At 50.1% G+C, this 22855-nt stretch carries 20 protein-coding genes; 15 read left to right on the top strand and 5 right to left on the bottom strand.

Annotated features, from left to right (window positions below; translation table 11 throughout):
• Positions 1-9 precede the first annotated feature (9 nt).
• The gene (locus tag H8K47_RS04425) at positions 10-1116 is read right to left on the bottom strand and encodes an S-(hydroxymethyl)glutathione dehydrogenase/class III alcohol dehydrogenase (protein ID WP_186880205.1); all 1107 of its coding nucleotides are present in this window, start codon (positions 1114-1116) and stop codon (positions 10-12) included.
• Positions 1117-1269: 153 nt separating this feature from the next.
• Here H8K47_RS04425 and H8K47_RS04430 point away from each other — a divergent pair, with 153 nt between their 5' ends.
• The 4 genes from H8K47_RS04430 to H8K47_RS04445 all read left to right on the top strand — a co-directional run bounded on the left by H8K47_RS04430 (position 1270) and on the right by H8K47_RS04445 (position 4882).
• Complete coding sequence (locus H8K47_RS04430; protein ID WP_186880206.1) at positions 1270-2289, top strand: GlxA family transcriptional regulator; 1020 nt, start codon at positions 1270-1272, stop codon at positions 2287-2289.
• 269 nt (positions 2290-2558) lie between these two features.
• Positions 2559-3668: a substrate-binding domain-containing protein gene (locus H8K47_RS04435; protein ID WP_186880207.1), complete on the top strand. Its 1110-nt coding sequence runs from the start codon at positions 2559-2561 to the stop codon at positions 3666-3668.
• Positions 3669-3770: 102 nt separating this feature from the next.
• A complete protein-coding gene (gene pnuC / locus H8K47_RS04440; RefSeq protein WP_186880208.1) occupies positions 3771-4361 on the top strand; it encodes a nicotinamide riboside transporter PnuC in 591 nt (196 codons plus the stop codon).
• On the top strand, positions 4349-4882 hold the full coding sequence (locus H8K47_RS04445; protein WP_186880209.1) for an AAA family ATPase: 534 nt from the start codon (positions 4349-4351) through the stop codon (positions 4880-4882). The genes pnuC and H8K47_RS04445 overlap by 13 nt, the downstream gene beginning before the upstream one ends.
• An 88-nt stretch (positions 4883-4970) precedes the next feature.
• Here the strand turns inward: H8K47_RS04445 and rpoD are convergent, their stop codons facing one another.
• Together rpoD and pstS (H8K47_RS04455) are read right to left on the bottom strand one after the other, a co-directional pair.
• Complete coding sequence (gene rpoD / locus H8K47_RS04450) at positions 4971-7898, bottom strand: RNA polymerase sigma factor RpoD (RefSeq protein ID WP_329604137.1); 2928 nt, start codon at positions 7896-7898, stop codon at positions 4971-4973.
• 524 nt (positions 7899-8422) lie between these two features.
• The gene (pstS, locus tag H8K47_RS04455) at positions 8423-9460 is read right to left on the bottom strand and encodes a phosphate ABC transporter substrate-binding protein PstS (protein WP_186880210.1); all 1038 of its coding nucleotides are present in this window, start codon (positions 9458-9460) and stop codon (positions 8423-8425) included.
• Positions 9461-9624: 164 nt separating this feature from the next.
• On the opposite strand from pstS (H8K47_RS04455), the gene H8K47_RS04460 reads away from it, so the two are divergent.
• The 3 genes from H8K47_RS04460 (at position 9625) to H8K47_RS04470 (ending at position 11830) form a co-directional block, all read left to right on the top strand.
• The gene (locus H8K47_RS04460) at positions 9625-10035 is read left to right on the top strand and encodes a hypothetical protein (protein WP_186880211.1); all 411 of its coding nucleotides are present in this window, start codon (positions 9625-9627) and stop codon (positions 10033-10035) included.
• Between the two features lie 172 nt (positions 10036-10207).
• Positions 10208-10969, top strand: a complete 762-nt coding sequence (locus H8K47_RS04465; protein ID WP_186880212.1) for a GNAT family N-acetyltransferase — start codon at positions 10208-10210, stop codon at positions 10967-10969.
• Between the two features lie 3 nt (positions 10970-10972).
• The gene (locus tag H8K47_RS04470) at positions 10973-11830 is read left to right on the top strand and encodes a UDP-2,3-diacylglucosamine diphosphatase (RefSeq protein ID WP_186880213.1); all 858 of its coding nucleotides are present in this window, start codon (positions 10973-10975) and stop codon (positions 11828-11830) included.
• A 132-nt stretch (positions 11831-11962) separates the two neighbouring features.
• Here the strand turns inward: H8K47_RS04470 and H8K47_RS04475 are convergent, their stop codons facing one another.
• Entirely contained in the window at positions 11963-12442 is a 480-nt protein-coding gene (locus H8K47_RS04475) for a SixA phosphatase family protein (protein WP_186880214.1), read from the bottom strand.
• Complete coding sequence (gene ppk1 / locus H8K47_RS04480; RefSeq protein ID WP_230405011.1) at positions 12442-14481, bottom strand: polyphosphate kinase 1; 2040 nt, start codon at positions 14479-14481, stop codon at positions 12442-12444. The genes H8K47_RS04475 and ppk1 overlap by 1 nt, the downstream gene beginning before the upstream one ends.
• A gap of 376 nt (positions 14482-14857) precedes the next feature.
• On the opposite strand from ppk1, the gene pstS (H8K47_RS04485) reads away from it, so the two are divergent.
• The 8 genes from pstS (H8K47_RS04485) to H8K47_RS04520 all read left to right on the top strand — a co-directional run bounded on the left by pstS (H8K47_RS04485) (position 14858) and on the right by H8K47_RS04520 (position 22845).
• On the top strand, positions 14858-15901 hold the full coding sequence (gene pstS / locus H8K47_RS04485) for a phosphate ABC transporter substrate-binding protein PstS (protein ID WP_186880216.1): 1044 nt from the start codon (positions 14858-14860) through the stop codon (positions 15899-15901).
• Between the two features lie 109 nt (positions 15902-16010).
• Positions 16011-17054 (top strand): phosphate ABC transporter permease subunit PstC, encoded by a 1044-nt coding sequence (gene pstC / locus H8K47_RS04490; RefSeq protein WP_186880217.1) that lies wholly within the window; start codon positions 16011-16013, stop codon positions 17052-17054.
• A complete protein-coding gene (gene pstA / locus H8K47_RS04495; RefSeq protein ID WP_186880218.1) occupies positions 17054-17926 on the top strand; it encodes a phosphate ABC transporter permease PstA in 873 nt (290 codons plus the stop codon). The genes pstC and pstA overlap by 1 nt, the downstream gene beginning before the upstream one ends.
• 13 nt (positions 17927-17939) lie before the next feature.
• A complete protein-coding gene (pstB, locus tag H8K47_RS04500) occupies positions 17940-18719 on the top strand; it encodes a phosphate ABC transporter ATP-binding protein PstB (RefSeq protein ID WP_186880219.1) in 780 nt (259 codons plus the stop codon).
• Positions 18720-18753: 34 nt separating this feature from the next.
• Complete coding sequence (phoU, locus tag H8K47_RS04505; protein ID WP_186880220.1) at positions 18754-19464, top strand: phosphate signaling complex protein PhoU; 711 nt, start codon at positions 18754-18756, stop codon at positions 19462-19464.
• A 7-nt stretch (positions 19465-19471) separates the two neighbouring features.
• On the top strand, positions 19472-20158 hold the full coding sequence (phoB, locus tag H8K47_RS04510; RefSeq protein WP_186880221.1) for a phosphate regulon transcriptional regulator PhoB: 687 nt from the start codon (positions 19472-19474) through the stop codon (positions 20156-20158).
• A 139-nt stretch (positions 20159-20297) separates the two neighbouring features.
• On the top strand, positions 20298-21596 hold the full coding sequence (gene phoR / locus H8K47_RS04515; RefSeq protein ID WP_186880222.1) for a phosphate regulon sensor histidine kinase PhoR: 1299 nt from the start codon (positions 20298-20300) through the stop codon (positions 21594-21596).
• A gap of 163 nt (positions 21597-21759) precedes the next feature.
• A complete protein-coding gene (locus H8K47_RS04520) occupies positions 21760-22845 on the top strand; it encodes an HD domain-containing phosphohydrolase (protein ID WP_329604139.1) in 1086 nt (361 codons plus the stop codon).
• Positions 22846-22855: the final 10 nt, after the last annotated feature.

Below are 22855 nucleotides of genomic sequence, written 5' to 3' on the forward strand. Positions count from 1 at the left end.
CCATCATCCTTAGTAAATCACGACCGAGCGTATCGATTCGCCACGCTTCATCAGATCAAAACCGTCGTTAATCTGCTCCAGTGACAAACGGTGGGTGATCAGGTCATCGATATTGAGTTTTCCTTCCATATACCAGTCTACGATCTTAGGTACATCGGTACGGCCACGCGCACCGCCGAAGGCTGAACCACGCCATTCACGGCCAGTTACCAGCTGAAATGGGCGGGTGGAAATTTCCTGACCGGCAGCGGCTACACCGATGATGAAGGATTTGCCCCAGCCTTTATGGGTACATTCCAAGGCCTGACGCATGGTGCTGGTGTTCCCCACGCATTCAAAGCTGTAGTCGGCACCGCCATCGGTAATCTGCGTAATCGCATCGACCACGTTCTCGACCTGATTCGGATTGATGAAATGCGTCATGCCGAATTTGCGTGCCATTTCCTGACGCGCCGGATTGATGTCCACACCGATGATTTTATCTGCGCCGACCATGCGTGCTGCCTGTATTACATTCAAGCCTATGCCACCCAGACCGAACACGGCGACGTTGGCACCAGCCTCGACTTTGGCAGAAAACAGGACTGCGCCGACGCCAGTGGTGACACCGCAACCTATGTAGCAGACTTTATCAAACGGCGCATCTTCGCGGATTTTTGCCAGTGCGATTTCAGGCACCACGATGTAGTTGGAAAAGGTCGACGTTCCCATGTAGTGAAACAGCGGATTGCCGTTCAGCGAAAAGCGTGAGGTGGCATCCGGCATCAAGCCCTTACCCTGAGTGCTGCGGATCGCCTGACACAGATTGGTTTTGCGCGACAGACAGAATTTGCACTCGCGGCATTCCGGCGTGTAAAGCGGGATCACATGGTCGTCCTTCTTCAGGCTTTTAACGCCTGGCCCGACATCAACCACGACACCTGCGCCTTCATGCCCCAGAATTGCCGGGAACAGGCCTTCCGGGTCGGCACCTGACAAGGTGTAATAATCGGTATGGCAGATGCCAGTGGCCTTCAGCTCAACCAGGACTTCACCCTGTTTAGGGCCTTGCAAATCTACCTCTTCGATCGTCAGCGGTGCGCCTGCACGCCATGCAACTGCAGCTTTGGTTTTCATATCTTGGTTCCGTCCTGTTTAAGCAGATCAAACTTATCCATCAAAGCATCAATTGTGAACAGGTCTGTGCCCGGATGCCGCACATGGTGCCGGGATTGGCTGGAAATGCTGCCATAATGGCAGAATTCCCACGCCTTTTTTCCTGCTGAAACTATGAGAAAACCGCCAGTCGCACGCCCAGTACGTCAGATACACACTGTCGATATGATTGTTTATCCGGGCTTTAAAGCGATGGAGGCGGTTGGGCCTATGTCCGTGTTCGAGTACGCCAATCTGCATTTGCAAAGACGCGGTGAACCTGCTGCTTATGATGTGCGTATTGCAGCTCCGAAAACAGGTCAAGTAAGTTCTGACACCCTGATGTCACTGACGGCAACTAAGGCGTTGAACACACTGGCTTTGCCGGATACGGCACTGATCGTTGGTGCCAGGCATATACAGCATGTATTGGATCAGGACGCGGCTATCGTCGCATGGGTTACTGCGGTGAGTGCGCGTGTACCGCGTCTGGCTGCCTTGTGTTCCGGCGCTTTCTTTCTTGCTGAGGCCGGTGTGTTGGATGGTCGGCGCGCTACCACACACTGGAGCGTGGCAGCGCAATTGCAGCAACAATATCCGATGGTGCAGGTAGACAGCGACGCGATCTTTGTGCGTAGTGGTCATATCTGGACCTCCGCCGGCGTGACTGCAGGCATCGATCTGGCACTGGCGCTGGTTGAAGAGGATTTTGGTCGTGAGCTCGCGCTGGAGGTTGCTACTGAAATGGTGGTGTATCTGAAACGTCCTGGCGGTCAGTCGCAGTTCAGTACTCACTTGCTGACTGAACGTACGGTCAAACCTGGTATTCGTGAAATTCAGACCTGGGTGCAGGAGCATTTGCAGTCACGTCTGACAGTCGGTCAGCTGGCGGAAAAAGCGATGATGAGTGAAAGGAATTTTTCCCGGGTGTTTCATCAGGAAACTGGCTTGAGTCCGCAGCAATTCATTGAGCTATGTCGCTTTGAGCGCGCCACACAGCTATTGTCTGATCTGCAGTTGCCGATTAAAACAATTAGCGCGATGGCTGGATTCGGCGATGAAACCCAGATGCGCAGAGTATTCCTGAAAAAGCTGGGCATTAGTCCAAAATTGTACCGCGAGCGATTTGCGACGACGGGGCTGATTGACGTTTGATCGAACAGGGATTTTTCAGGTTTGGGCACGCAGTTTCCGCGAACCTGTGGTTTTGTCGTGCTGCAGAAAGCAATCTGCTGTCTGTGTAGGGAGACTTTCAGTAAAATGCAGTAAAGCAGGCAGCATGCTGTATGTTTTTACAATCCGCTCAACGAGCGCATGTTGGCAGGTCAGATAGTGTGGTTGGAAGATTGGTGTTTCCTCATTGTTTCAGGTTGATGATACGGCGGTGACTATTGCCGGATCTGGCGATAGAACAGGAACTGAATATGCCTTTTGCAAACTGGATATCTGTTTTAATTTTGCCGCTAACCTTGATGTGCGTAAGTGGCACTGGCTGGGCGCGTGATTCTGTCGGCGTGTCTGCCACCGCGCCAGCCTATATATGGGATGGTCCGCGCGATGGCCCCCCCGCTCTGCCTGGGAAAAGAATCAGCTTTATTGGTCAGGATATGCGTAACGGCGGCATCTCGTCGGTTTATCGCAGTCTTTACCTGGCTGCTCTGGAGCTGGGATGGACGCTGGATGTATATGATGGTAAGGGCGATGTCAGGTTGTTCCGGTCCTTATTGAAAGATGGATTGACGCAACGTCTGGATGGCGTGGTCCTGGCTGGCATTGATATTGATGACGAATTTCAGGACCTTGTGTCACTGGCGCAGAAAAAAGCAGTGGTGCTGGTGGGCTGGCATGCAGGCACAATGCCGGGTGCGAGCAAACAATTGTTCGTGAATATCACTACGCACTATGAGCAGGTGGCGCGTAAGGCCGCAGAGTTACTGGTAGAAACCGGTGGCGCTGCGAAGGGGATCATTATTCTCAATGACAAGCGCTTTAAAATCGCCAATGCGAAAACGGCAGTCATGAAAGAGGTTATCTCCAATTGTCGGCTATGCAGCTTGCTGGCGGTCGAAAATATTGAGATAGGAAATGTGAATCTGGAAATTCCTGCTGCTGTGCATCGATGGAATCTGCAATTTGGATCACGCTGGACCCACACACTGGCGATTAATGACGCTTATTTTGATGCGATGAATATCCCTTTGATGTCAGAAGGGCGGCGCGATATTGTGAATATAGCGGCGGGGGATGGCTCTTATATTGCACTCAATCGTATCAAGTCTGGGAAATCGCAACAATTGGCGACCATTGCTGAGCCACTGGGAATACAGGGCTGGCAACTGGCGGATGAATTGAATCGCGCATTTTCCGGTTCTGCACCCAGCGGCTATGTCAGTAGTCCGATTGTGGTGACCAGCCGCTTGTTGAGTCAGCTTAAGGGCGCTGACATCGATACTCTGTCCAATTTTAAAGAGTATTATCGCCAAATCTGGTTTGCACGGGCAAAAACAGATCTCGGTCAGCCTCGTGTGCGCTGAGTCTTGGTTTGTGGCAGTTAGGTGGTGCGGTTTGGCGCCGCAGATACATGACTTTGTGTCTGTGATCGTTGATAATGCTGCATTCTGAATTTTGCGCCTGTCATGAACGACACTATTCCTTTTTTTGCGTGGCAAACCACGCCGCTGGAGCTGCTGAGCTTTGTGCTGTCGGTGCTGACTGTCCTTCTAAATATCCGACAGATACATTGGGCCTGGTTATTTTCTATCTTGTCGTCTGCATTGTATGGTGTGGTGTTTTTCTTATCCAGATTATATGGCGACAGTGGCTTGCAGCTGGTGTTTGTGCTGGCCTCGGTATATGGCTGGTATTGCTGGTTACATGGCGACGATCAGCATAAAGCGTTACCGGTGACCAGTCTGACATTGATGCAAAGATTTGCCGCTGTACTGGCCTGGCTGGTAGGCTTTGTCATTCTGTCCTTGTTTCTTAAATCTTTTACCGATACCGATGTACCCTACATGGATGGTTTTTTGACGGCCGGTAGTCTGGTTGGGCAATTGCTGCTATCACGTAAAAAAATAGAGAATTGGTCCATCTGGATAGTCGTGGATGTGTTGTATGTCAGCCTGTATCTGAGTAAGGGACTGATGCTGACGGCCATCCTTTATGGGATTTTTGTCGTGTTAGCCGCGATCGGCTTAAAACAATGGAGTACAGCATGCCGGGCGTAAAACAGGCACAAAAAATTGCCATACTGGGTGCAGAATCTTCAGGTAAATCAGCGCTTGCTGAGCTACTCGCAAAGCGCTACCAGACTGTCTGGGTGCCTGAATATTTGCGTGAGTTTGTCGATACGCAGACGCGCGTGCCTAAAGAGCATGAGCAGGCCGGAATAGCGCAGGAACAGCTGCGACGTGAAGCTGCCTTGCTGACGCAGGCAAATCAATATTTATTCTGCGATACCTCACCGCTGATGACCTGGATTTACAGTAATCATTACTTCCGTTTTGCGGATGAGGCGTTGACGGCCCTGGCTGAAGAGCATGACTATGATTTTACACTGGTTACCGCACCGGATTTTCCGTGGACCCCGGATGGCTTACAGCGTGAATCTCCGGCTGTGCGTCAGCGCATCCATGAACGTTTGCTGAGCGAACTGGAAGCACGCGATATCCCTCACTTGCTGATAGAGGGTAGCCCGGATCAGCGTTTGGAGCAGGTTGCTTTCGCCTTGGATTTCCTGATGGAGTGAACTGGGCTCAGGACGCTAATCGGTATGGCAGGATGAAAAAAACCTCAGTGCATCAACACTGAGGTTTTTTATTTGCCGAATGCCGGTGTTACTGGCTTTCCATCAGGCTGCGCAAATGTTCGGATTTGCCAGGATGACGTAACTTCTTCATAGCCTTGGCTTCGATTTGGCGGATACGTTCACGTGTGACTTCAAACTGTTTGCCAACTTCTTCCAATGTGAATTCAGTGGTGGTGTCGAGACCAAAGCGCATGCGTAAGACCTTGGCTTCGCGTGGGCTCAGTCCATCCAGTGCTTCTTTCAGTTTTTCCTGCACCGACGCCTGCATTGCAGCTGCCATTGGCGACAAGGTCGCATTGTCTTCAATGAAGTCGCCCAATTGTGAATCACCGTCATCACCGATAGGTACATCCAGCGATACAGGTTCTTTCGCGATTTTCAGGATTTCACGTACTTTGACTTCGGGCAGCCCCATTTTTTCTGCGATGGCAGCCGGTTCAGGTTCCAGTCCCGTCATTTGCAATAACTGACGGCGTACCCGGTTCATCTTATTGATAGTTTCTATCATGTGTACCGGTACGCGGATGGTTCTGGCTTGATCGGCGATCGCACGTGCGATGGCCTGACGTATCCACCAGGTCGCATATGTCGAAAACTTATAGCCACGACGGTATTCAAATTTATCTACCGCCTTGAGCAAACCAATATTGCCTTCCTGGATCAGGTCCAGGAATTGCAGACCACGGTTCACGTATTTTTTTGCGATCGAAATGACCAGGCGTAAGTTGGCTTCCGTCATTGCACGCTTGGCTTCACTTGAGCGTTTTTCGCCAGCGATCATTTGCTTGTTGATGTCGCGCAGTGCGCTCAGCGGCAACTGCACGCGCTCTTCCAGGTGTATCAGCTTATTCTGCAATTCCCGCGCGGCGTGGATGTGGCGCGACAGCGTCGCTGCATAGGGCTGGTTCGATTGCATTTCATGTTCAAACCAGGCCGCATTTGTCGCATGAACTTTTAACATGTCGATGAAATAGTTGCGTGGCATTGCGCACTTATTGACCAGCAATTCCATCAACTGTTTTTCAGTCTGACGCAAATCCTTCATTTGCTTGCGCAGTGTGTCGCACAGTTTTTCCGCCGTCTTGACTGTGAATCGCATGCTTTGCAGTTCGCGTGAGATGGCCTGTTGTGCTGCGACATAAGCCGCGGACTGGTAACCGTCACGTTCGCGCGCTGCCTGCATCTCTTCAAAGCGTTTAGCGACTACGGCAAATTTTTGCAGGCTGGCTACCTTCAGTTGTTGTAACTGTTCTTCGCTGATGCCGACGTTATCGGCAACTGATTCGTCGTCATCTTCCTCGTCATCCGCATCGTCACTGTCATTCAGCAGCAGGGTGGAATTGTCGGCTTCTTCCGGTGCTATCAGGCCGTCGATGATGTCATCGACCCGAACTTCATCCTGAGCGATTTTTTCAGCAATCACCAGAATTTCCTGGATCGTGCCCGGACAGGCTGAAATCGCCTGCACCATGTCTTTCAGGCCTTCTTCGATACGCTTGGCGATTTCGATTTCGCCGCTGCGTGTCAGCAATTCCACACCACCCATTTCACGCATATACATACGGACCGGATCTGTGGTGCGGCCAAAATCAGAATCGACAGTCGCCAGCGCAGAGGCGGCGACCGACTCTGCTTCATCATCGCTGACAGCGGTGACTACATTATCGGTCAGCAGCATCATCGCTGCGTCTGGTGCCTGATCATAAACCGCAATGCCCATGTCATTGAGCGTGCTGATGACTTCCTGAATCATTTCTGCATCTGCGATTTCTTCTGGCAAATGATCATTGATCTCAGCGTGAGTCAGGTAGGTACGTTCCTTACCAAGACGTATCAGCTTGGACAATTGTTTGCGATAGTGCTCCAGCTGTTCTTCATTGGAGCCGGCCTTTTTACTCTTGGCGCGTGCAGCCCGTTTCAGCTCGGCAGATTCTGCAGCATTCAGGGCTTGAATTTCATCGTTGTCAAAGAAGCTCTCAGACGACTTGCGGCCACGCTTGGCAGGCTCTTTACTGCCGGGCATGACATAGGCAGAGGTGTCGATCTCAGTCGCTTTCGACAGCAGTTCAGGTGCGGCGGTTGCCACAGGTTTGACTTCCGCGGCAGGTTTGGCGCTCAGCACACTGCTGGCAGCGACCCGTGGCATCGCTACTTCTGCGATGACTGGAGCGGTGAAGGCGGGTGCCGGTGCACGCGTTTCGATATGGCTCGCTGCCGGTGTGGCAGGACGGCTGAAGCTGGTTGCCTGTGCGCTGATCGCAGCCGGGGTGGCTGGTGCAGCTTGTGCAACTGGCTTGAGCGTCGTGACAGGCGCAGGTGCCGCGAATTTTGTATTGCTGATGCGGCTTTCACGTTTTACGCTGACGGTGACTGCCTTGCTGTCCTGCTGGTCAGACAATAATAATTTTTTTGCAGGTTTGACGCTGGTCTTCCGAATCACCGCAGCACGAGGCTTGGCAATATCGGCACCGGTCAGTGTCAGTAATTCCGCTTTCAAATCGGCACGGATTTCTGTTTTGATTTCGGCCTTAGGTTCGGCCGGGGTTTCTGTTTCCAGTGAAGCTGCAGTAAGTGCGCCGCTTTCATCAGTCGTGGTACCCGCAGTCTGATCGGACGGCAGTGTTTCGCCCAGTTCTGAAACGGTGGTTTCAGCCGGCAATTCCTCGACGGGAAGCGAACTCATTGCTTCGATATCTTCAGCGGTCAATGCTTTGGGCGTGACGATGGCGGCTGCAGACACCGCCTGCATACGCGAGCGGCGTTTGGTTATCACTGTTACAGGAGCGGCTGGAGAGGCGACATTTTCAGCAGATTCAGCGACCGTAGCCTCTGTCGTCACTTCATTGCTGGAGCTGGACAGGGTCGGGCGATTCAACTGTAATGTTTTCTTTCCCAGGGTGAGTGTGGAACCTGTTTTAGAAATAGAAATCGTTGAGTCAGTTAAGCTGTTTTTCATGTAACAAAATCGAATGCGACAACAAAGGCTTGTCAATAGTGTATGGCAATGGCGGTAGGCTGCTGACGATCATGTGTTGTAGATCAACGGCAGACACGGACGAAAAAGCCCGCTGTAGTAGCGGGCTACGCTGATGAAAGCGGATTCATCTTGCTCAAACTGGATCTCTTAAGAGACGCGAGGGCAGAATTATCCTCGGCTTGGCTCTTCTTGACAAGTTTTGTCTGTAATTTCCTGGATTTTTAAAAGTGCGCAATTGTAGTGTTTTTTTTCATTCTCGTGGGAGCGCTAGGCCAGGCAAGGCTTTCAAGAGAGTGGGGTAACGGAATGCGACAAATGGAGGAGGGAATATGCAGCATATAGAATATACAATTAATTCCCGTTTTACTGTTGATGTGTGCGCGATCATCGTCTTTTTTTGAAAACTAGCGCGGTACGGCGTCTGTTCAGCGGGCTGCCGAATAAAGCGGCAGCGCTGAAGCGGATAGCCCGGCTTGCAGGCTGGCTATCCGGCAACTGAGGTCTCAGATAGACCAGTTCAGCGGTGTGCCTTTCTGATCGGTCACGGTAGTCATCTCCCTGAACACGCGCGCTTGTAATGCATCAGGCAGACGCACAAAGTCCACACTGTTAACCAGGCGGTCACCATTGAGGAAAGCCCAGTTGAAGTACTTGAGTGTTGCTTTCGCCTGTTCAGTATTGACTGCAGCCTGCGGCATAATGACAAAGGTTCCCATGGTGATTGGCCAGGACTTGGCACCAGGTTTGTCGGTTAGCGCTTCCTCGAAATTGCCGCTGGCTTTCCAACTGCTATTGCTCAGTGCGCTGGAAAAAGATTCTGCGTTTGGTAACACAAATTTCCCTTCCCTGTTTTGCAGTTGTGCGACGTCGAGTTTTTCCTGAACTACATAGTTATAGTCGACGTAGCTAATACCATACGGTGTTTTTTTCAGTCTGGCAGCCAGCAGACTGCTGCCTTTCACCTGCTGCACGCTGTCATTCCATTGTATGGTGAAGTTTTTCCCATACTGATTTTGCCATTCCGGATTGGATTTGCTCAGATAGTCGCTGAAATTATAGGTACTGCCCGATCCATCCTGGCGCGCGATGACCTCGATGGCATGGGCTGGTAAGCGTAAACCAGGATTCAGGCTTTGAATTGCCTGATCATTCCAAAGCTGGATTTTTTTGGAAAATATTTGCGATAACAGGGCGCTATTGAGCTTCAGTTCGCCGGAGCGCAGGCCAGGAACATGGTAAATAATCGCGACACCGGATACAGCGGAAGGGAACTGTATCAGTTTTGCTTTCTTTAACTCCGCAGAGGGCAAGGCTACATCACTCGCACCGAAATCCAGCTCATTGTTTTTGATTTTGCGTACGCCAGCGGATGAGCCTATGGCTTGATAATCAATTTTTGATGCAGTTGTTTTCGCGTAGGCATCAGCCCAGGTTTGGTAGAGTGGTGCGGCTGCGGAAGATCCGGCACCTCTAATTTCATTTGCGCCAGCGCAGGCGGATGTCAGAGAAATCAAGCTGAAGAGTAGTGCTTTGCGTATCATGATTGTTGGTGTGTGGAAAAATAAAAATCGGCGCGATTATCCCACAAGCATTTTTTTTGTGAAGAGACACGTAATTTGCTTGTCATGTCAAGGCGTTATGCTTAGAGTTAAGTGTTTTGCATAAATTGTTTATATCATTTGCTGATTTAACCTGGGAGATTGACATGGCTGCAGTCGGAAATAAGAAGGAAGTTGCTGTCGCAAAGCTTGTTGCTGGACGTAAGCCAGCGGCAGCGAAGGAGCTTGTCGTGAAAGCTGCAGGCTCTACCCGTGCGAAGAAACCGGAAGCTGCGGCTAAAGTTGTTGCTGAGCGTATTGTCCCAGTTAAAGCCGAGGCGCCTGAAAAAGCACGTAAGACCAAACTGGTACGCGACAGCTTTACGATGCCTGAAGATGAATATGCGGTACTCGGACAAGTAAAGAAGGCTTGCCTGAAGGCGGGCATCGAAGTGAAAAAGAGTCAGTTACTGCGCATAGGACTGGTTTTGCTGAGCCGCAGCGGAACGCCGGAACTCAAAAAACTGATCGCGGAACTGGCACCTTTAAAAGCCGGCCGCCCTAAAAAAGAGAAGTAAAATTTAACTAAAAACAACAGCCTGCAGCGATCAAAATCCTGCAGGCTGTTGTTTTTTTATCTGCTAATGCTGCTGTCATCAAACCGACATGTGGCTGTCATCTTGCTGAAGTATTCGCTCATTATTCTTCGTCCGTCAGCGTTTCAATCATGCGACTTTACAAGGACGACGAATGCGATTACTCACCATACCTGCCGATGCCAATCCCAGCTTTTCCAAGCTCAGTCTGAGTCTGGCGACGACGCCGGAAGAGGTCAAAGAAGTACAGCGCTTACGCTATAAAGTGTTTATCGAAAGTATGGGTTTATCTGCTTTATCTAATCCGGATGGACTGGATAAAGATGATTTTGATGCGTATTGCGATCACCTGATCGTGCGTGACACTAAAACACTCAAGGTAGTCGGGACGTATCGTATCCTCGGTCCGAATGCAGCGCGCGAAATGGGACGTTATTATTCTGAGACAGAGTTTGATCTGTCCCGCTTGCAGCATATTCGCTCCGGTATTGCTGAGGCTGGCCGCGCCTGTATTCATCCGGATTACCGCAGTGGTGCTGTGATTATGATGTTGTGGGCAGGTCTGGCAGCCTATATGCGCCGTGAACGCTGCAGTCATCTGATTGGTTGCGCCAGTATCAGTCTGACCGATGGTGGTCAGAATGCGGCAGCAATTTACCGCGGTTTGACAGAAAATGATTTCTGCCCGCTGGAATACCGCGTATCTCCCCATCTGCCGTTCCCACTCGATGAAATTGATACCAGCAATACTGAAGCGCGTATCCCACCTTTACTGAAAGGCTATCTGCGTGCCGGCGCCTGGGTTTGCGGTGATCCTGCCTGGGATCCGGACTTCCATAGTGCCGATTTGTTTGTGATGCTGCCTTTGTCGAATCTGGATAATCGCTACGCCAAGCACTACGGAACAGGGGAATAAACGATGAAACCCGCTGAGCAGTTCCTGAATAAAAAACTGCATAAAGCCGCTAAGAAAGAAGTGACGCGGTTTAAAACGATCTGGATCTCAGATCTGCATTTAGGAACCAGCGGGTGTCAGGCAGCGAAGTTGCTCGAATTCTTGCGTGCGACCGAGTCGGAAACCTTGTACCTGGTAGGCGATATTATCGATGGTTGGCAGTTGAAGCGCCGGTGGTACTGGGATCAAACCCACAATAATGTGGTGCAGACCGTCTTGAAAAAGGCTAAAAAAGGAACGAACGTCATCTTTGTTCCGGGTAATCATGATGAATCGGTGCGGCAATTCATTGACCTGAATTTTGGTGGCATACAGATACGTGATGAGCTGGTGCACACCACAGCTGAAGGCAAGCGTCTGCTGGTCTTGCATGGCGACCGTTTTGATGGTGTGATTGCCTGCGCAAAGTGGCTGGCCTATGTGGGCGATAATCTGTACACGGTGATCCTGAAATTCAATCAGGTCTTCAATAACTGGCGCGCCCGTGCTGGCTTGCCCTATTGGTCTTTATCCCAGTATCTGAAACTCAAAGTCAAAAATGCAGTGAGTTATATCACTCAGTTTGAAGATGCACTGGCTGAAGAGGCGCGCCGTAAAGGTCTGGATGGTGTCATTTGCGGCCATATTCACAAGCCGGAAATCCGGGACATCAATGGCATCCTGTATTGCAATGATGGCGACTGGGTAGAGAGTTTGTCCGCGCTGGTGGAAGAGCCCGATGGCAAGCTGCGTCTGGTTACCTGGCACGATGTGGTGCAGCATGGTCATCCGGTGTTTGAGCAAACTGGTGTTGAGACGGATGTGGCTGCGATTGCGGGCTGAATCAGTATCTGAAATTCTGCGCTTGATTTTTTAGCCTTAGCAATTGTAAGACGCCGTCGTTCAGTAATCAGGATGAAAATAAAAAAGCTGTGTTGCGACACAGCTTTTTTACGTGGACTAGCTGGTTTGCGATTAACGGATAACCAGATCCGGCGTCATGATGGCTTTCAGATAGGTTTGCATTTCTTCTGCGTCTCTTTGTTTTTGCGAGATCCACCAGACATTCGCCTTTCTGACCGGGTAATCATGCAAAGGGTGGCCGAGCAATTCGCCGACCACCTGGCCCAGGTAGGGCTGATGACCGATGATGAGCACTGGCTCACGGCTATGAGGCCAATTTGCGGCCAACAGGACGTCCTGTACTGTGGCGGCGGTACCGAGTTCGGGGCAAATCTTAAATTTCCTGCCGCATGTCGCTAACGCTTCTGCTGTATCGCGGGTACGGATCGCGGGACTGACCAGAATTTTGCATGTGTCTGGCAGGGTGCTGTCTAGCCAGTAGGCCATCTTACTGGCTTGCTTCATGCCTTTGCTGGTCAGCTTACGAAACTCATCAGTGAGATCGCCGCTGGCGAGTTCGGCTTCTGCATGGCGCCACAGGATTAAGTCCATTATTCCTCGTTTCGTTCAGATAAAGAGCCCAGTTGTTGCATCAGGTATTGTTGTGCGCAGAAAGAAGCTTGCTTGCTGCGTGCTTTCTTTCGCTCATAATGACCTTCGCTATCAAGTACCCAGGCATTTACATTGTCTTTCAGATAGGGATCCAGACCCTCTGAAATGACGCGCTTTTTGAGAGATTTTTCGAGTACAGGGAAGGCAACTTCGATGCGGCGGAACAAATTGCGGTTCATCCAGTCTGCGCTGGCCAGATACACGTCATGTGCCAGATCATTGCGGAAGTAGTAAATGCGGCTATGTTCGAGGAAGCGACCGATCACCGATCTGACCCGGATATTTTCAGACAATCCAGGCACGCCGGGTCGCAGCGCACACGCGCCGCGTACGATCAAATCAATCTTAACGCCATCGGCAGATGCTGCATACAGCGCGCGTATCACTGACTCGTCGAGTAAGGCATTCATCTTGGCGATGATGCGACCCGGACGTCCCTCACGTGCAATACGTGCCTCGTTACGGATTGCTTTGATAATTTGTGGTTGTAACGCAAACGGAGCCAGCCACAGATAGTCGAGTTTTTTCGGTTTATTCAGACCAGTCAGGTGAATAAAGACTTCATTCACTTCTGCGGCAATGCCGGGATGGGCTGTTAATAAACCAAAGTCAGTGTAAAAACGGGTGGTCGATGGGTGGTAGTTGCCTGTGCCCAGATGTGCATAGTGGCGCAGGTGACCACCATCTTCGCGTCGTATGACCAGCGCCAGTTTGGCATGGGTTTTTAAACCAACCACACCGTACACCACCTGGGCGCCGGCACGCTGTAACTTGTCGGCCCAGTTGATGTTGGCTTCTTCATCGAAGCGTGCCATCAGCTCTACCACCACGGTGACTTCCTTGCCTAGGCGTGCGGCGGTAATCAGCGATTCCATCAGATCCGAATTCATGCCGGTACGATAAATGGTTTGCTTGATCGCCACCACATTCGGATCTTGCGCAGCAGAGCGGATAAAGTCGATCACCGTCTGGAAGGGCTGGAACGGGTGGTGTAGCAAGATGTCTTGCTTACGCAGTAAGGTAAAAATATCTGCGTGGTGATATTTGCTGATTGCTTTCGGTGAGAAAGGCGGGAAGCGTAAATTAGGTTGTTTGACGTGATCGATTAACTCACTGAGCCTGACCATATTGACCGGGCCATCAACCGGATACAGACGATCCGGACTCAGGGAAAACTGTTCAAGCAGGAATTTGGCCAGATCTTCCGGGCAGTTTTTTGCAACTTCGAGTCGTACTGCTGCACCGAACTGACGGGTTTGCAATTCACCTTGCAACGCCTGGCGCAGGTTTTTGACTTCTTCTTCATCTACCCACAGGTCACTGTCGCGGGTGACGCGGAACTGGGAGTAACTCAGTACTTCGCGGCCATTAAACAAATCCTCGATGTGGGAATGAATAATCGAGGATAGCAGACAGAACGAAGCGCCTTTCTCCGACAGTTCATCCGGCAGCTTAATCACACGTGGCAATACACGCGGCGCTTTGACGATGGCGATTCCGGTACCCCGGCCGAAAGCATCTTTGCCTGCTAAAGAAACGATGAAGTTAAGACTCTTATTGACAACTTGCGGGAATGGATGGGCCGGATCCAAGCCTATCGGAGTCAGCAACGGACGTACCTCGCGCTCAAAATATTGCTTGACCCAGGCACGCTGGGCTTCATTGCGTTCCGAGTGACGCAGTAAATGAATCCCTTTTCTGGATAACTGCGGCAGGATTTCCTGATTGAGTAATTCGTATTGCTTTTGTGCTAATTGGTGGCATTCGGTTGATACCCGCTTTAACATAAACTGGAAAGCAGGGTGTTGTACCAGTTCGCCATCTATCGTATTTTGCGCCAGCAGGCTGGCGACCCTGACCTCAAAAAATTCATCCAGATTACTGCCGACGATGCACAGGTATTTGAGTCTTTCCAGCAAAGGAATGCTGCGGTCTTCAGCCTGAGCCAGTACGCGCCAGTTAAACGCAATTTGTGACATCTCCCTGTCAAGGAATATGACCTGCCTCGATGTTTCCGCTTTATTGGTACTTGTCACATTTCTTGCTGCCGGTTTAGATTTTTCCGGTTTTACTGTGTCCGGGGCAACTGCTGTCACTGCATCTGCGGGTGTAGCCGTCGGATTGACTGTTACTTCTGGGGTGTGCATAGTTTTTTGCATGTCATCAAAGCTGTCATCAGCCGTCATATATATGGCAATGACTATTGTAGGTGTAAAACATGACAAGTTTATGACAAATAAAATTGTGTTAAAAGAAATATTTCACAAATATTTCAGCGTGTCATGTTCTTGTCATATTTGATCAGTACAGTTCGCCTCGCAGTAGCAAAACATGTAATTTAACCTAGAGGTCAACATGCAAATGAATCATGTCGTGAAATCCCTGATCGCTGCAGTCGGTGTGGCAGCATCTTTCTCTGTTGCACACGCAGCTGATATTACTGGTGCTGGCGCGACTTTCCCATTCCCGATCTACGCGAAATGGGCTGAAGCTTATAAAAAAGCAACTGGCACAGGCCTGAATTACCAGTCCATCGGCTCCGGTGGTGGTATTAAACAGATTAAGGCAAAGACAGTTGATTTCGGTGCATCCGATATGCCTTTGAAGCTCGAAGAGCTGGACGCTGAAGGACTGACCCAGTTCCCGGCTGTGATTGGTGGCGTAGTTCCGGTTGTGAATCTGGATGGCGTGGCACCTGGCGCAATGAAAATGACTGGCGAAGTATTGGCCGGTATCTACATGGGTAAGATCACGAAATGGAATGCAGCTGAAATCGTTGCGCTGAATCCAGGTGTGAAGCTGCCTGCTGAAGATATCACTGTCGTACACCGTTCTGACGGTTCCGGTACCACTTTCCTGTGGACAGATTACCTGAGCAAAGTCAGTGCAGAATTCAAAACTGCAGTGGGTTCCGCGACCGCAGTGAAATGGCCGGTTGGTATGGGCGGTAAAGGTAATGAAGGCGTTGCAGCAAACGTGCAGCGTATCAAGAATTCTATCGGTTATGTTGAGTACGCTTTCGTAAAGCGTAACAAAATGACGCATACACAACTGAAAAACACAGAAGGTGTATATGTCAGCCCGGACGATGAAAACTTCAAAGCAGCGGCATCTCATGCTGACTGGGCAAAAGCACCTGGTATGTACCTGGTGCTGACTAACCAGCCAGGTAAGGCTTCCTGGCCTGTGACTGGTGCTTCTTTCATCCTGATGCACAAATCTCAGGCTGAAGCCGAAAAAGGCAAAGAAGTGTTGAAATTCTTTGACTGGGCATTCAAAAACGGTGGTGCGATGGCGACTGAGCTGGAGTATGTGTCTATGCCAGCTCCAGTTGTAAAACAGATTGAAGACGGCTGGAAAGCTAAAATCAAAGATGCATCTGGCAAAGCACTGTGGTAATCACAGTCTGAGTAACTTGTAATTCCGATGTGAGCCTCTCTGCAATTCAGAGATTTTCGTATCAGGCGAACCACTGCGGTGGTTCGCCTCCCGGTGAAAAAATACACCCATGACACTACCAACGTCTTCCGTCAACATGAACGCACCCTCCGTTATACCCACAGCCTCTTCCTCGCCGCAAGCAAACTTGCCACTTAGTGATGCGCGCATGGCGGTCATTATGCGTCGTCAGCGTTGGCAAGATTTCTTTTTCCATAAACTTACCTTGAGCTTTGCAGCATTTGTGCTGATCGTATTGCTCGGTATTATTTTCTCTTTGTTTGTCCGTGCTTTGCCTGCAATGCAGGAATTCGGACTGGCATTTATCACCACCATAGAGTGGGATCCGGTCAATGATAAGTTTGGCGGTCTGATCGCAATTGTAGGTACGCTCGCTACCTCTGTGATTGCATTGCTGATCGCGTTTCCGGTCAGTTTTGGTATCGCATTGTTCCTGACCGAAATCTGCCCGGCCTGGCTCAAGCGCCCATTGGGTACAGCGATAGAATTACTGGCAGGTGTGCCAAGTATTATTTACGGTATGTGGGGCCTGTTTGTATTTGCACCGCTGTTTTCAGAATATGTACAGCCTGCGCTGGCCGCCACGCTGGGTAAATTGCCAGTCGTCGGCGCTTTGTTTTCCGGTCCTATGATAGGTCTGGGTATTTTGTCGGCCGGTATTATTCTGGCGATTATGATTATTCCTTTCATTTCTTCAGTGATGCGTGATGTGTTTGAAGTCGTGCCACCAGTGCTGAAAGAGTCTGCCTACGGCCTTGGCTGTACTAAATGGGAAGTGGTCAGAAAGATTGTGCTGCCTTACACCAAAATCGGTGTGGTCGGTGGCGTGATGTTGGGTCTGGGACGTGCGTTGGGTGAAACCATGGCAGTGACCTTCATGATTGGTAATGCACACAAATTATCCTGGTCCTTGTTCGCAGCCGGTAACAGTATCGCTTCCACACTTGCAAATGAATTCGCAGAAGCAGAGTCCGTGTTGCATACCTCCTCGCTGTTCCTGCTGGGTCTGATACTGTTTGTGATTACGTTTATCGTGTTGTCTGCAGCTAAATTATTGTTGCTCGGTCTGAGCAAAAAAGAGGGATCAAAATAATGAGTGATCAACAAGTAATCGCGGCGCGTAATCCGGTTTACCGCAAGCGCCTGTATATGCACAGAGTGGGGATTTTTCTATCCTCGATCGCGATGGCATTTGGGCTGATATTCCTGATGTGGATTTTGTTCACGTTGATCGTGAAAGGCTTTTCCGCAGTCAATCTGGCGATGTTTACTGAATCGACGCCGGCGCCTGGCAGCGAAGGTGGTGGTTTGATGAATGCAATCGTCGGTAGTTTTATGATGGTTGGTGCAGCTACGTTGATTTCGACACCGATCGGTATTCTGGCGGGTATCTACCTGGCAGAATATGGTGACAAGAGCTGGTTTGGTGGACTCACCCGCTTTGTGACTGACATCATGCTGTCAGCACCGTCTATCGTAGTTGGCTTATTTGTGTATGCAATCTATGTCGCGAACGTGAAGCATTTTTCCGGCTGGGCGGGCAGTATCGCGATTTCTCTGATTGCGATTCCGGTCGTGGTGCGTACCACAGATAATATGCTGGGCCTGGTGCCGGCCAGTTTGCGTGAGGCGGCATTCGCACTCGGTGCACCACGTTGGAAAGTCGCTTTGCTGGTACGTCTGCGTGCAGTCAAAGCAGGTGTGGTCACCGGTATTTTGTTAGCTGTGGCACGTATTTCCGGTGAAACGGCGCCTTTGCTGTTCACAGCGCTGAGCAACCAATTCTTTAATGGAAATATGAATAAACCAATGGCGAATTTGCCGGTGGTGATTTACCAGTTTGCTATGAGCCCGTATGAAAACTGGCGTGATCTGGCGTGGGCAGGTGCCTTGCTGATTACCTTCAGTGTTCTGGGCCTGAATATTTTATCGCGTACCTTGTTTAACCAAAAGACACAGCATTAATCCGAGCATCGATATGACAACTACTCAAGCAACTACCCAAAAGAAAGCAATCGAGATCGACGGGCTGAATTTTTACTACGGTGCGACCCGTAGCCTGCGCGATATCAACCTGAATATTTTCGATAAAAAAGTAACTGCTTTTATCGGTCCTTCGGGTTGCGGTAAATCCACTTTACTGCGTACACTGAATCGCATGTACGATTTGTACCCAGGCCAGCGCGCTGAAGGCCGCATTGTGTATAACGGTAAAAATATTCTGGATGCAGATCAGGATATCAATTTGCTGCGCGCTAAAGTCGGCATGGTGTTTCAGAAGCCAACCCCATTCCCGATGTCGGTGTATGACAATATCGCGTTTGGTGTGCGTCTGTACGAAAACCTGTCAAAAGGTGAGATGGATGAGCGTGTGGAATGGGCATTGAAAAAAGCCGCGATCTGGACTGAGGTCAAAGACAAACTTAATAAGAGCGGTCTGAGCCTGTCAGGTGGTCAGCAACAACGTCTGTGTATCGCTCGCGGTGTCTCGGTGAAACCGGATGTGTTATTGCTGGATGAGCCAACATCTGCGCTCGATCCTATCTCTACCGTCAAAATCGAAGAGCTGATTAACGAGCTCAAAGAAGAATATACGATTGCTATCGTGACGCACAATATGCAGCAAGCAGCACGCTGCTCTGACTATACTGCTTACATGTATCTGGGTGAACTGGTCGAATTTGGTGAGACCGATCATATTTTCATGAACCCGGTTAAAAAAGAAACCCAAGACTATATTACCGGTCGTTTCGGTTAATACCATCCAGTGATATGGAATACAGGAGAAAAAAGTGACAGGTGAACACTCTTCAAAACAGTACGACATGGATCTGGAAACGATCCGTTCCAAAGTATTACTGATGGGCGGTTTGGTAGAAAGCCATTTTCACGACGCGATGTCCTGCTTCAGAACCGGCAATGAACAGCAGGCTGAAGCGGTTATTCAGTCTGATCTGGAAGTAAATCGCCTCGAAGTCAGCCTTGATGACATGTGTAGCCATCTGATCGTCAAGCGTCAGCCAGCAGCAAACGATCTGCGTACCGTGATGGCGACAGGTAAAGTGATTACCGATTTGGAGCGGATAGGCGACGAATCGACTAAAATTGCACGTATTGCAAAAGATGCAGCGATTAACCGCCGTAGTCTGCCTATGTTCAGTGGCTATGAAACAGTGCGCGTGCTGGCAGCGAATGTTGCTGACATGTTGCATAACTCGCTGGATGCGTTTGCGCGTCTGGACGATGCAAAAGCGGTCCAACTGATCGCGCAGGATGCCATTATCGACCATGACTTCCGCTCGATTATGCGTAACCTGATTACCTTCATGATGGAAGATCCGAGCACGATTTCATCTTCCCTGAATGCCTTGTGGGTAGCGAAAGCCATAGAACGTATCGGCGATCATGCGAAGAACATCGCGGAACATACGATATATATCGTTGAAGGCAAAGATATCCGGCATTCTGATTATGTCGCAACCAAACAAGAGCAAAAGAGCTAATTGAGATATGGCAGCTGACACCACTATTCTGATCGTTGAGGATGAACCGGCTATCGTTGAGCTGGTCAGCTTTACCCTGCGTGCCGCCGGATGGAATACCTTCGCTGTGAATAACACTGCAGAGGCATGGGAATTTATTCAACGCCGTACACCGCAACTGATATTACTGGACTGGATGTTGCCGGATCAAAGCGGCTTGCGTCTGCTGTCTAAAATACGTGGTGACCGTCAGTTCAATGAAATTCCCATCATCATGCTTACTGCGAAGAGCATGGAAGAAGATAAGATCGCGGGATTGGATCATGGTGCAGATGACTATATCACCAAACCATTTTCACCGCGTGAACTGACTGCGCGGATTAAGGCGCTGCTACGCCGTAAGAGCCCTGAACACGCGCAGACTGCACTGACAGCTGGTGCCGTGGTGCTTGATCCGGTCAGCTGCACCGTCAAAATATCTGATCAGAAGGTCGATATCGGACATGCGGAATACAAGCTGCTGAAGTTCTTTATGGCGCACCCGGAACGTGTATTTTCACGCAGCCAGTTGCTCGATAAAGTGTGGGGCGATCATGTCGTGATCGAAGAGCGCACAGTGGACGTACATGTATTACGCCTGCGTAAGGTATTAAAATCCGCCGAATCCTTAATTAAGACGGTACGCAGTGTAGGCTATATGCTGTCTGAAAAATAAATCAGTTTACGGCGTGTTCACCATGATCACGCCGTAAACCCATCAGTTGCGCTGCAAACGCAGCGGGCTGGTCTGATCAGGCTAAGATCACCAGACCCTCATCTACTATCCTTATTCAATAATAATATCTGGATCCCTTATGTCCCCTCGTCTGATTTTCTGGATTTCTAATGTCGTCAGAATTTTTCTGGTGTTGGCTGGAACTGCCCTGGCGGCTTATTTCTGGGGGTTGGTTCCAGGGCTGATTATTGGATTTCTGGTCCTCCTCACCATGTTTCTGATACAGCTGGTGTATTTGCAGCGACTGGGTGACTGGCTGGATAATCCCAGCAGCTCCCGTTTGCCCGATGGTTCGGGCGCCTGGACTGAAGTGTTTTCCCGTTTGTACAAACTGCGTCGTGGCGATGAAAAAAATCAGGCTGAGCTGACTGAATGGCTGGCACGCTTTCGTCAGGCAATGACACTGCTGCCGGATGGAGTGGTGATCATGGATGATGTGCTGTTTCTGGAATGGTGCAATCCCGCCGCTGAACATCATCTGGGCCTGAGTCTGAGTCAGGATAAGGGCATGCGTGTTACCAATCTGGTACGCAGTCCTGAGTTCATGGACTACATTATTTTGGGACGCTATGAAACACCACTGACCCTGTCTTTCCGCGACAGAAAGCTGATTGCACACATCATCCCGTTTGAAAACCGTCGTCAGATTTTGGTGACGCATGATGTCACTGAGTCTGAACGTATCGACATGATGCGACGCGACTTTATTGCTAACGCCTCGCATGAGTTGCGCACTCCGCTGACGGTGATTAACGGCTTTCTGGAAATCGCCTCGTTGCAGCCTGATCTCGATATACCAACCCGTAACGCGCATCTGAAACTGATGTCCGAGCAGGGCGAGCGCATGCAGCGACTGGTTGAAGACATGTTGACGCTGACCCGTCTGGAATCGGTCGACCATTTACTGCGCACTGAAGTCGTCAATATGCGCGGCTTACTTGAGCAGATATTGCAGGAAGCGGAAGCGCTGTCTGCCGGGCGTCACCAAATCAGTCTCAGTGTTGAAGGGCCAGATATTAAAGGCAGCACCGATGAAATTCGCAGTGCACTGACCAATCTGGTCACGAATGCAATTCGTTATACACCGCAGGGTGGGCGTATCGAAATCTGCTGGCAGAGCGTGGAGCAGGGGGCGAAATTCAGTGTGCGCGACAATGGGATAGGCATTAGTCCCGAGCATATTTCCAGATTGACCGAGCGCTTTTATCGCGTCGATAAAAGCCGTTCTCGTGAGACCCAGGGCACGGGGCTGGGCCTGGCTATCGTAAAGCATGTGTTATTGCGTCACAATGCACAATTATTTATTGAATCAACACCCGAGGTCGGTAGTGTCTTTGCTGTGCAGTTTCCTGGCACAGTCTTGCATCAGTTACACTGAACCAGCATAACGATTTAGTTTGTTGCTTGCTTTACTTGAATTTAGTTTAAATTTCTTGTCGCAAATAGACAGACGGAATAAATACGATACACTCAAAAAAGATTCCTGGTAGTAAAATCAGTGTCATCCAGACATCTGGAATTCTTTTTTTGAGGAATATTCGATGGAAATGAATGTTTTGGTGCTGGATGACGCACAGATAAACGTAACCCTGCTGTGTCATTTGCTACAAAAACTGGACGATTGCCGTTCCATCAGTTTCACGGAGCCTGCAAAAGCATTGAGCTGGTGTGCGGTTCAGGTACCTGATCTGGTGTTGGTGGATTACATGATGCCTGAAATGGACGGTGTCGCTTTCATCAGTCATTTTCGCCAGCTGCCAGGCTGTGCCGATATTCCTGTTCTCATGATTACTGCCAACAGTGGGTTGGAGCTGCGCTATCAGGCGCTTGATGTTGGTGCTACCGATTTCCTGATTAAACCCATTGATCGCATCGAATTTCTGGCCCGTACCAAGAATATGCTGGCGTTGCGACGCAGTCAGCGTTTTTTGGAAGACAGGGCCAGCTGGCTGAATGTCGAAGTACAAAAAGCGACAGCAGAAATCCGGGCGCGTGAGAGAGAGACCATATTGCGTCTGTCACGCGCAGCAGACTCACGCGATCCTGAAACCGGGGCGCACATCATCCGTATGGCAAATTATTCCAAGATCATTGCTGCCAATCTGGGCTTGTCCACCGACGATCAGCAATTGATACTCGAAGCTGCACCCATGCATGACATTGGCAAGGTGGGTATTCCAGACAGTATTTTGCTCAAGCCAGGTAAGCTGACGCCAGAAGAGTTCACGATCATGAAGCGCCATTCACGTCTTGGGTATGAAATTCTGGCTGGCAGCTCATCAGAAATGCTGAATGCCGGTGCCGTGATCGCACTTGCACATCATGAGAAATTTGATGGCAGTGGTTACCCCCAAGGCTTAGTGGGAGACGCGATACCTTTGTTCGCCCGCATCGTTGCTGTATCCGATGTATTCGATGCACTGACCTCAGAACGGCCCTATAAGGCCGCATGGGAAACTGAACGCGCCCTGCAATTTCTGCGTGAAGGTTCAGGTCAGCATTTCGATCCCGCCTGCGTCAATGCGTTCATGGCGGGGCTGAGCGAGATTTTGGCAATTAAAAATCAGTATCAGGAAGACTTGTCGCAGCAAAAAGAATTTGGTGCAGAGTGGGGTATTCAGACTTAAACAGGCTGTT

It is taken from the genome of Cognatundibacterium rugosum (assembly GCF_014284365.1).
GTDB classification, from domain to species: domain Bacteria; phylum Pseudomonadota; class Gammaproteobacteria; order Burkholderiales; family Burkholderiaceae_D; genus Undibacterium; species Undibacterium rugosum.

Coding starts and splice junctions, on each gene's coding strand:
- H8K47_RS04425 (WP_186880205.1), bottom strand. CDS start 1,116: ATGAAAACCAAAGCTGCAGTTGCATGGCGTGCAGGCGCACCGCTGACG.
- H8K47_RS04430 (WP_186880206.1), top strand. CDS start 1,270: ATGAGAAAACCGCCAGTCGCACGCCCAGTACGTCAGATACACACTGTC.
- H8K47_RS04435 (WP_186880207.1), top strand. CDS start 2,559: ATGCCTTTTGCAAACTGGATATCTGTTTTAATTTTGCCGCTAACCTTG.
- pnuC (WP_186880208.1), top strand. CDS start 3,771: ATGAACGACACTATTCCTTTTTTTGCGTGGCAAACCACGCCGCTGGAG.
- H8K47_RS04445 (WP_186880209.1), top strand. CDS start 4,349: ATGCCGGGCGTAAAACAGGCACAAAAAATTGCCATACTGGGTGCAGAA.
- rpoD (WP_329604137.1), bottom strand. CDS start 7,898: ATGAAAAACAGCTTAACTGACTCAACGATTTCTATTTCTAAAACAGGT.
- pstS (WP_186880210.1), bottom strand. CDS start 9,460: ATGATACGCAAAGCACTACTCTTCAGCTTGATTTCTCTGACATCCGCC.
- H8K47_RS04460 (WP_186880211.1), top strand. CDS start 9,625: ATGGCTGCAGTCGGAAATAAGAAGGAAGTTGCTGTCGCAAAGCTTGTT.
- H8K47_RS04465 (WP_186880212.1), top strand. CDS start 10,208: ATGCGATTACTCACCATACCTGCCGATGCCAATCCCAGCTTTTCCAAG.
- H8K47_RS04470 (WP_186880213.1), top strand. CDS start 10,973: ATGAAACCCGCTGAGCAGTTCCTGAATAAAAAACTGCATAAAGCCGCT.
- H8K47_RS04475 (WP_186880214.1), bottom strand. CDS start 12,442: ATGGACTTAATCCTGTGGCGCCATGCAGAAGCCGAACTCGCCAGCGGC.
- ppk1 (WP_230405011.1), bottom strand. CDS start 14,481: ATGTCACAAATTGCGTTTAACTGGCGCGTACTGGCTCAGGCTGAAGAC.
- pstS (WP_186880216.1), top strand. CDS start 14,858: ATGCAAATGAATCATGTCGTGAAATCCCTGATCGCTGCAGTCGGTGTG.
- pstC (WP_186880217.1), top strand. CDS start 16,011: ATGACACTACCAACGTCTTCCGTCAACATGAACGCACCCTCCGTTATA.
- pstA (WP_186880218.1), top strand. CDS start 17,054: ATGAGTGATCAACAAGTAATCGCGGCGCGTAATCCGGTTTACCGCAAG.
- pstB (WP_186880219.1), top strand. CDS start 17,940: ATGACAACTACTCAAGCAACTACCCAAAAGAAAGCAATCGAGATCGAC.
- phoB (WP_186880221.1), top strand. CDS start 19,472: ATGGCAGCTGACACCACTATTCTGATCGTTGAGGATGAACCGGCTATC.
- phoR (WP_186880222.1), top strand. CDS start 20,298: ATGTCCCCTCGTCTGATTTTCTGGATTTCTAATGTCGTCAGAATTTTT.
- H8K47_RS04520 (WP_329604139.1), top strand. CDS start 21,760: ATGGAAATGAATGTTTTGGTGCTGGATGACGCACAGATAAACGTAACC.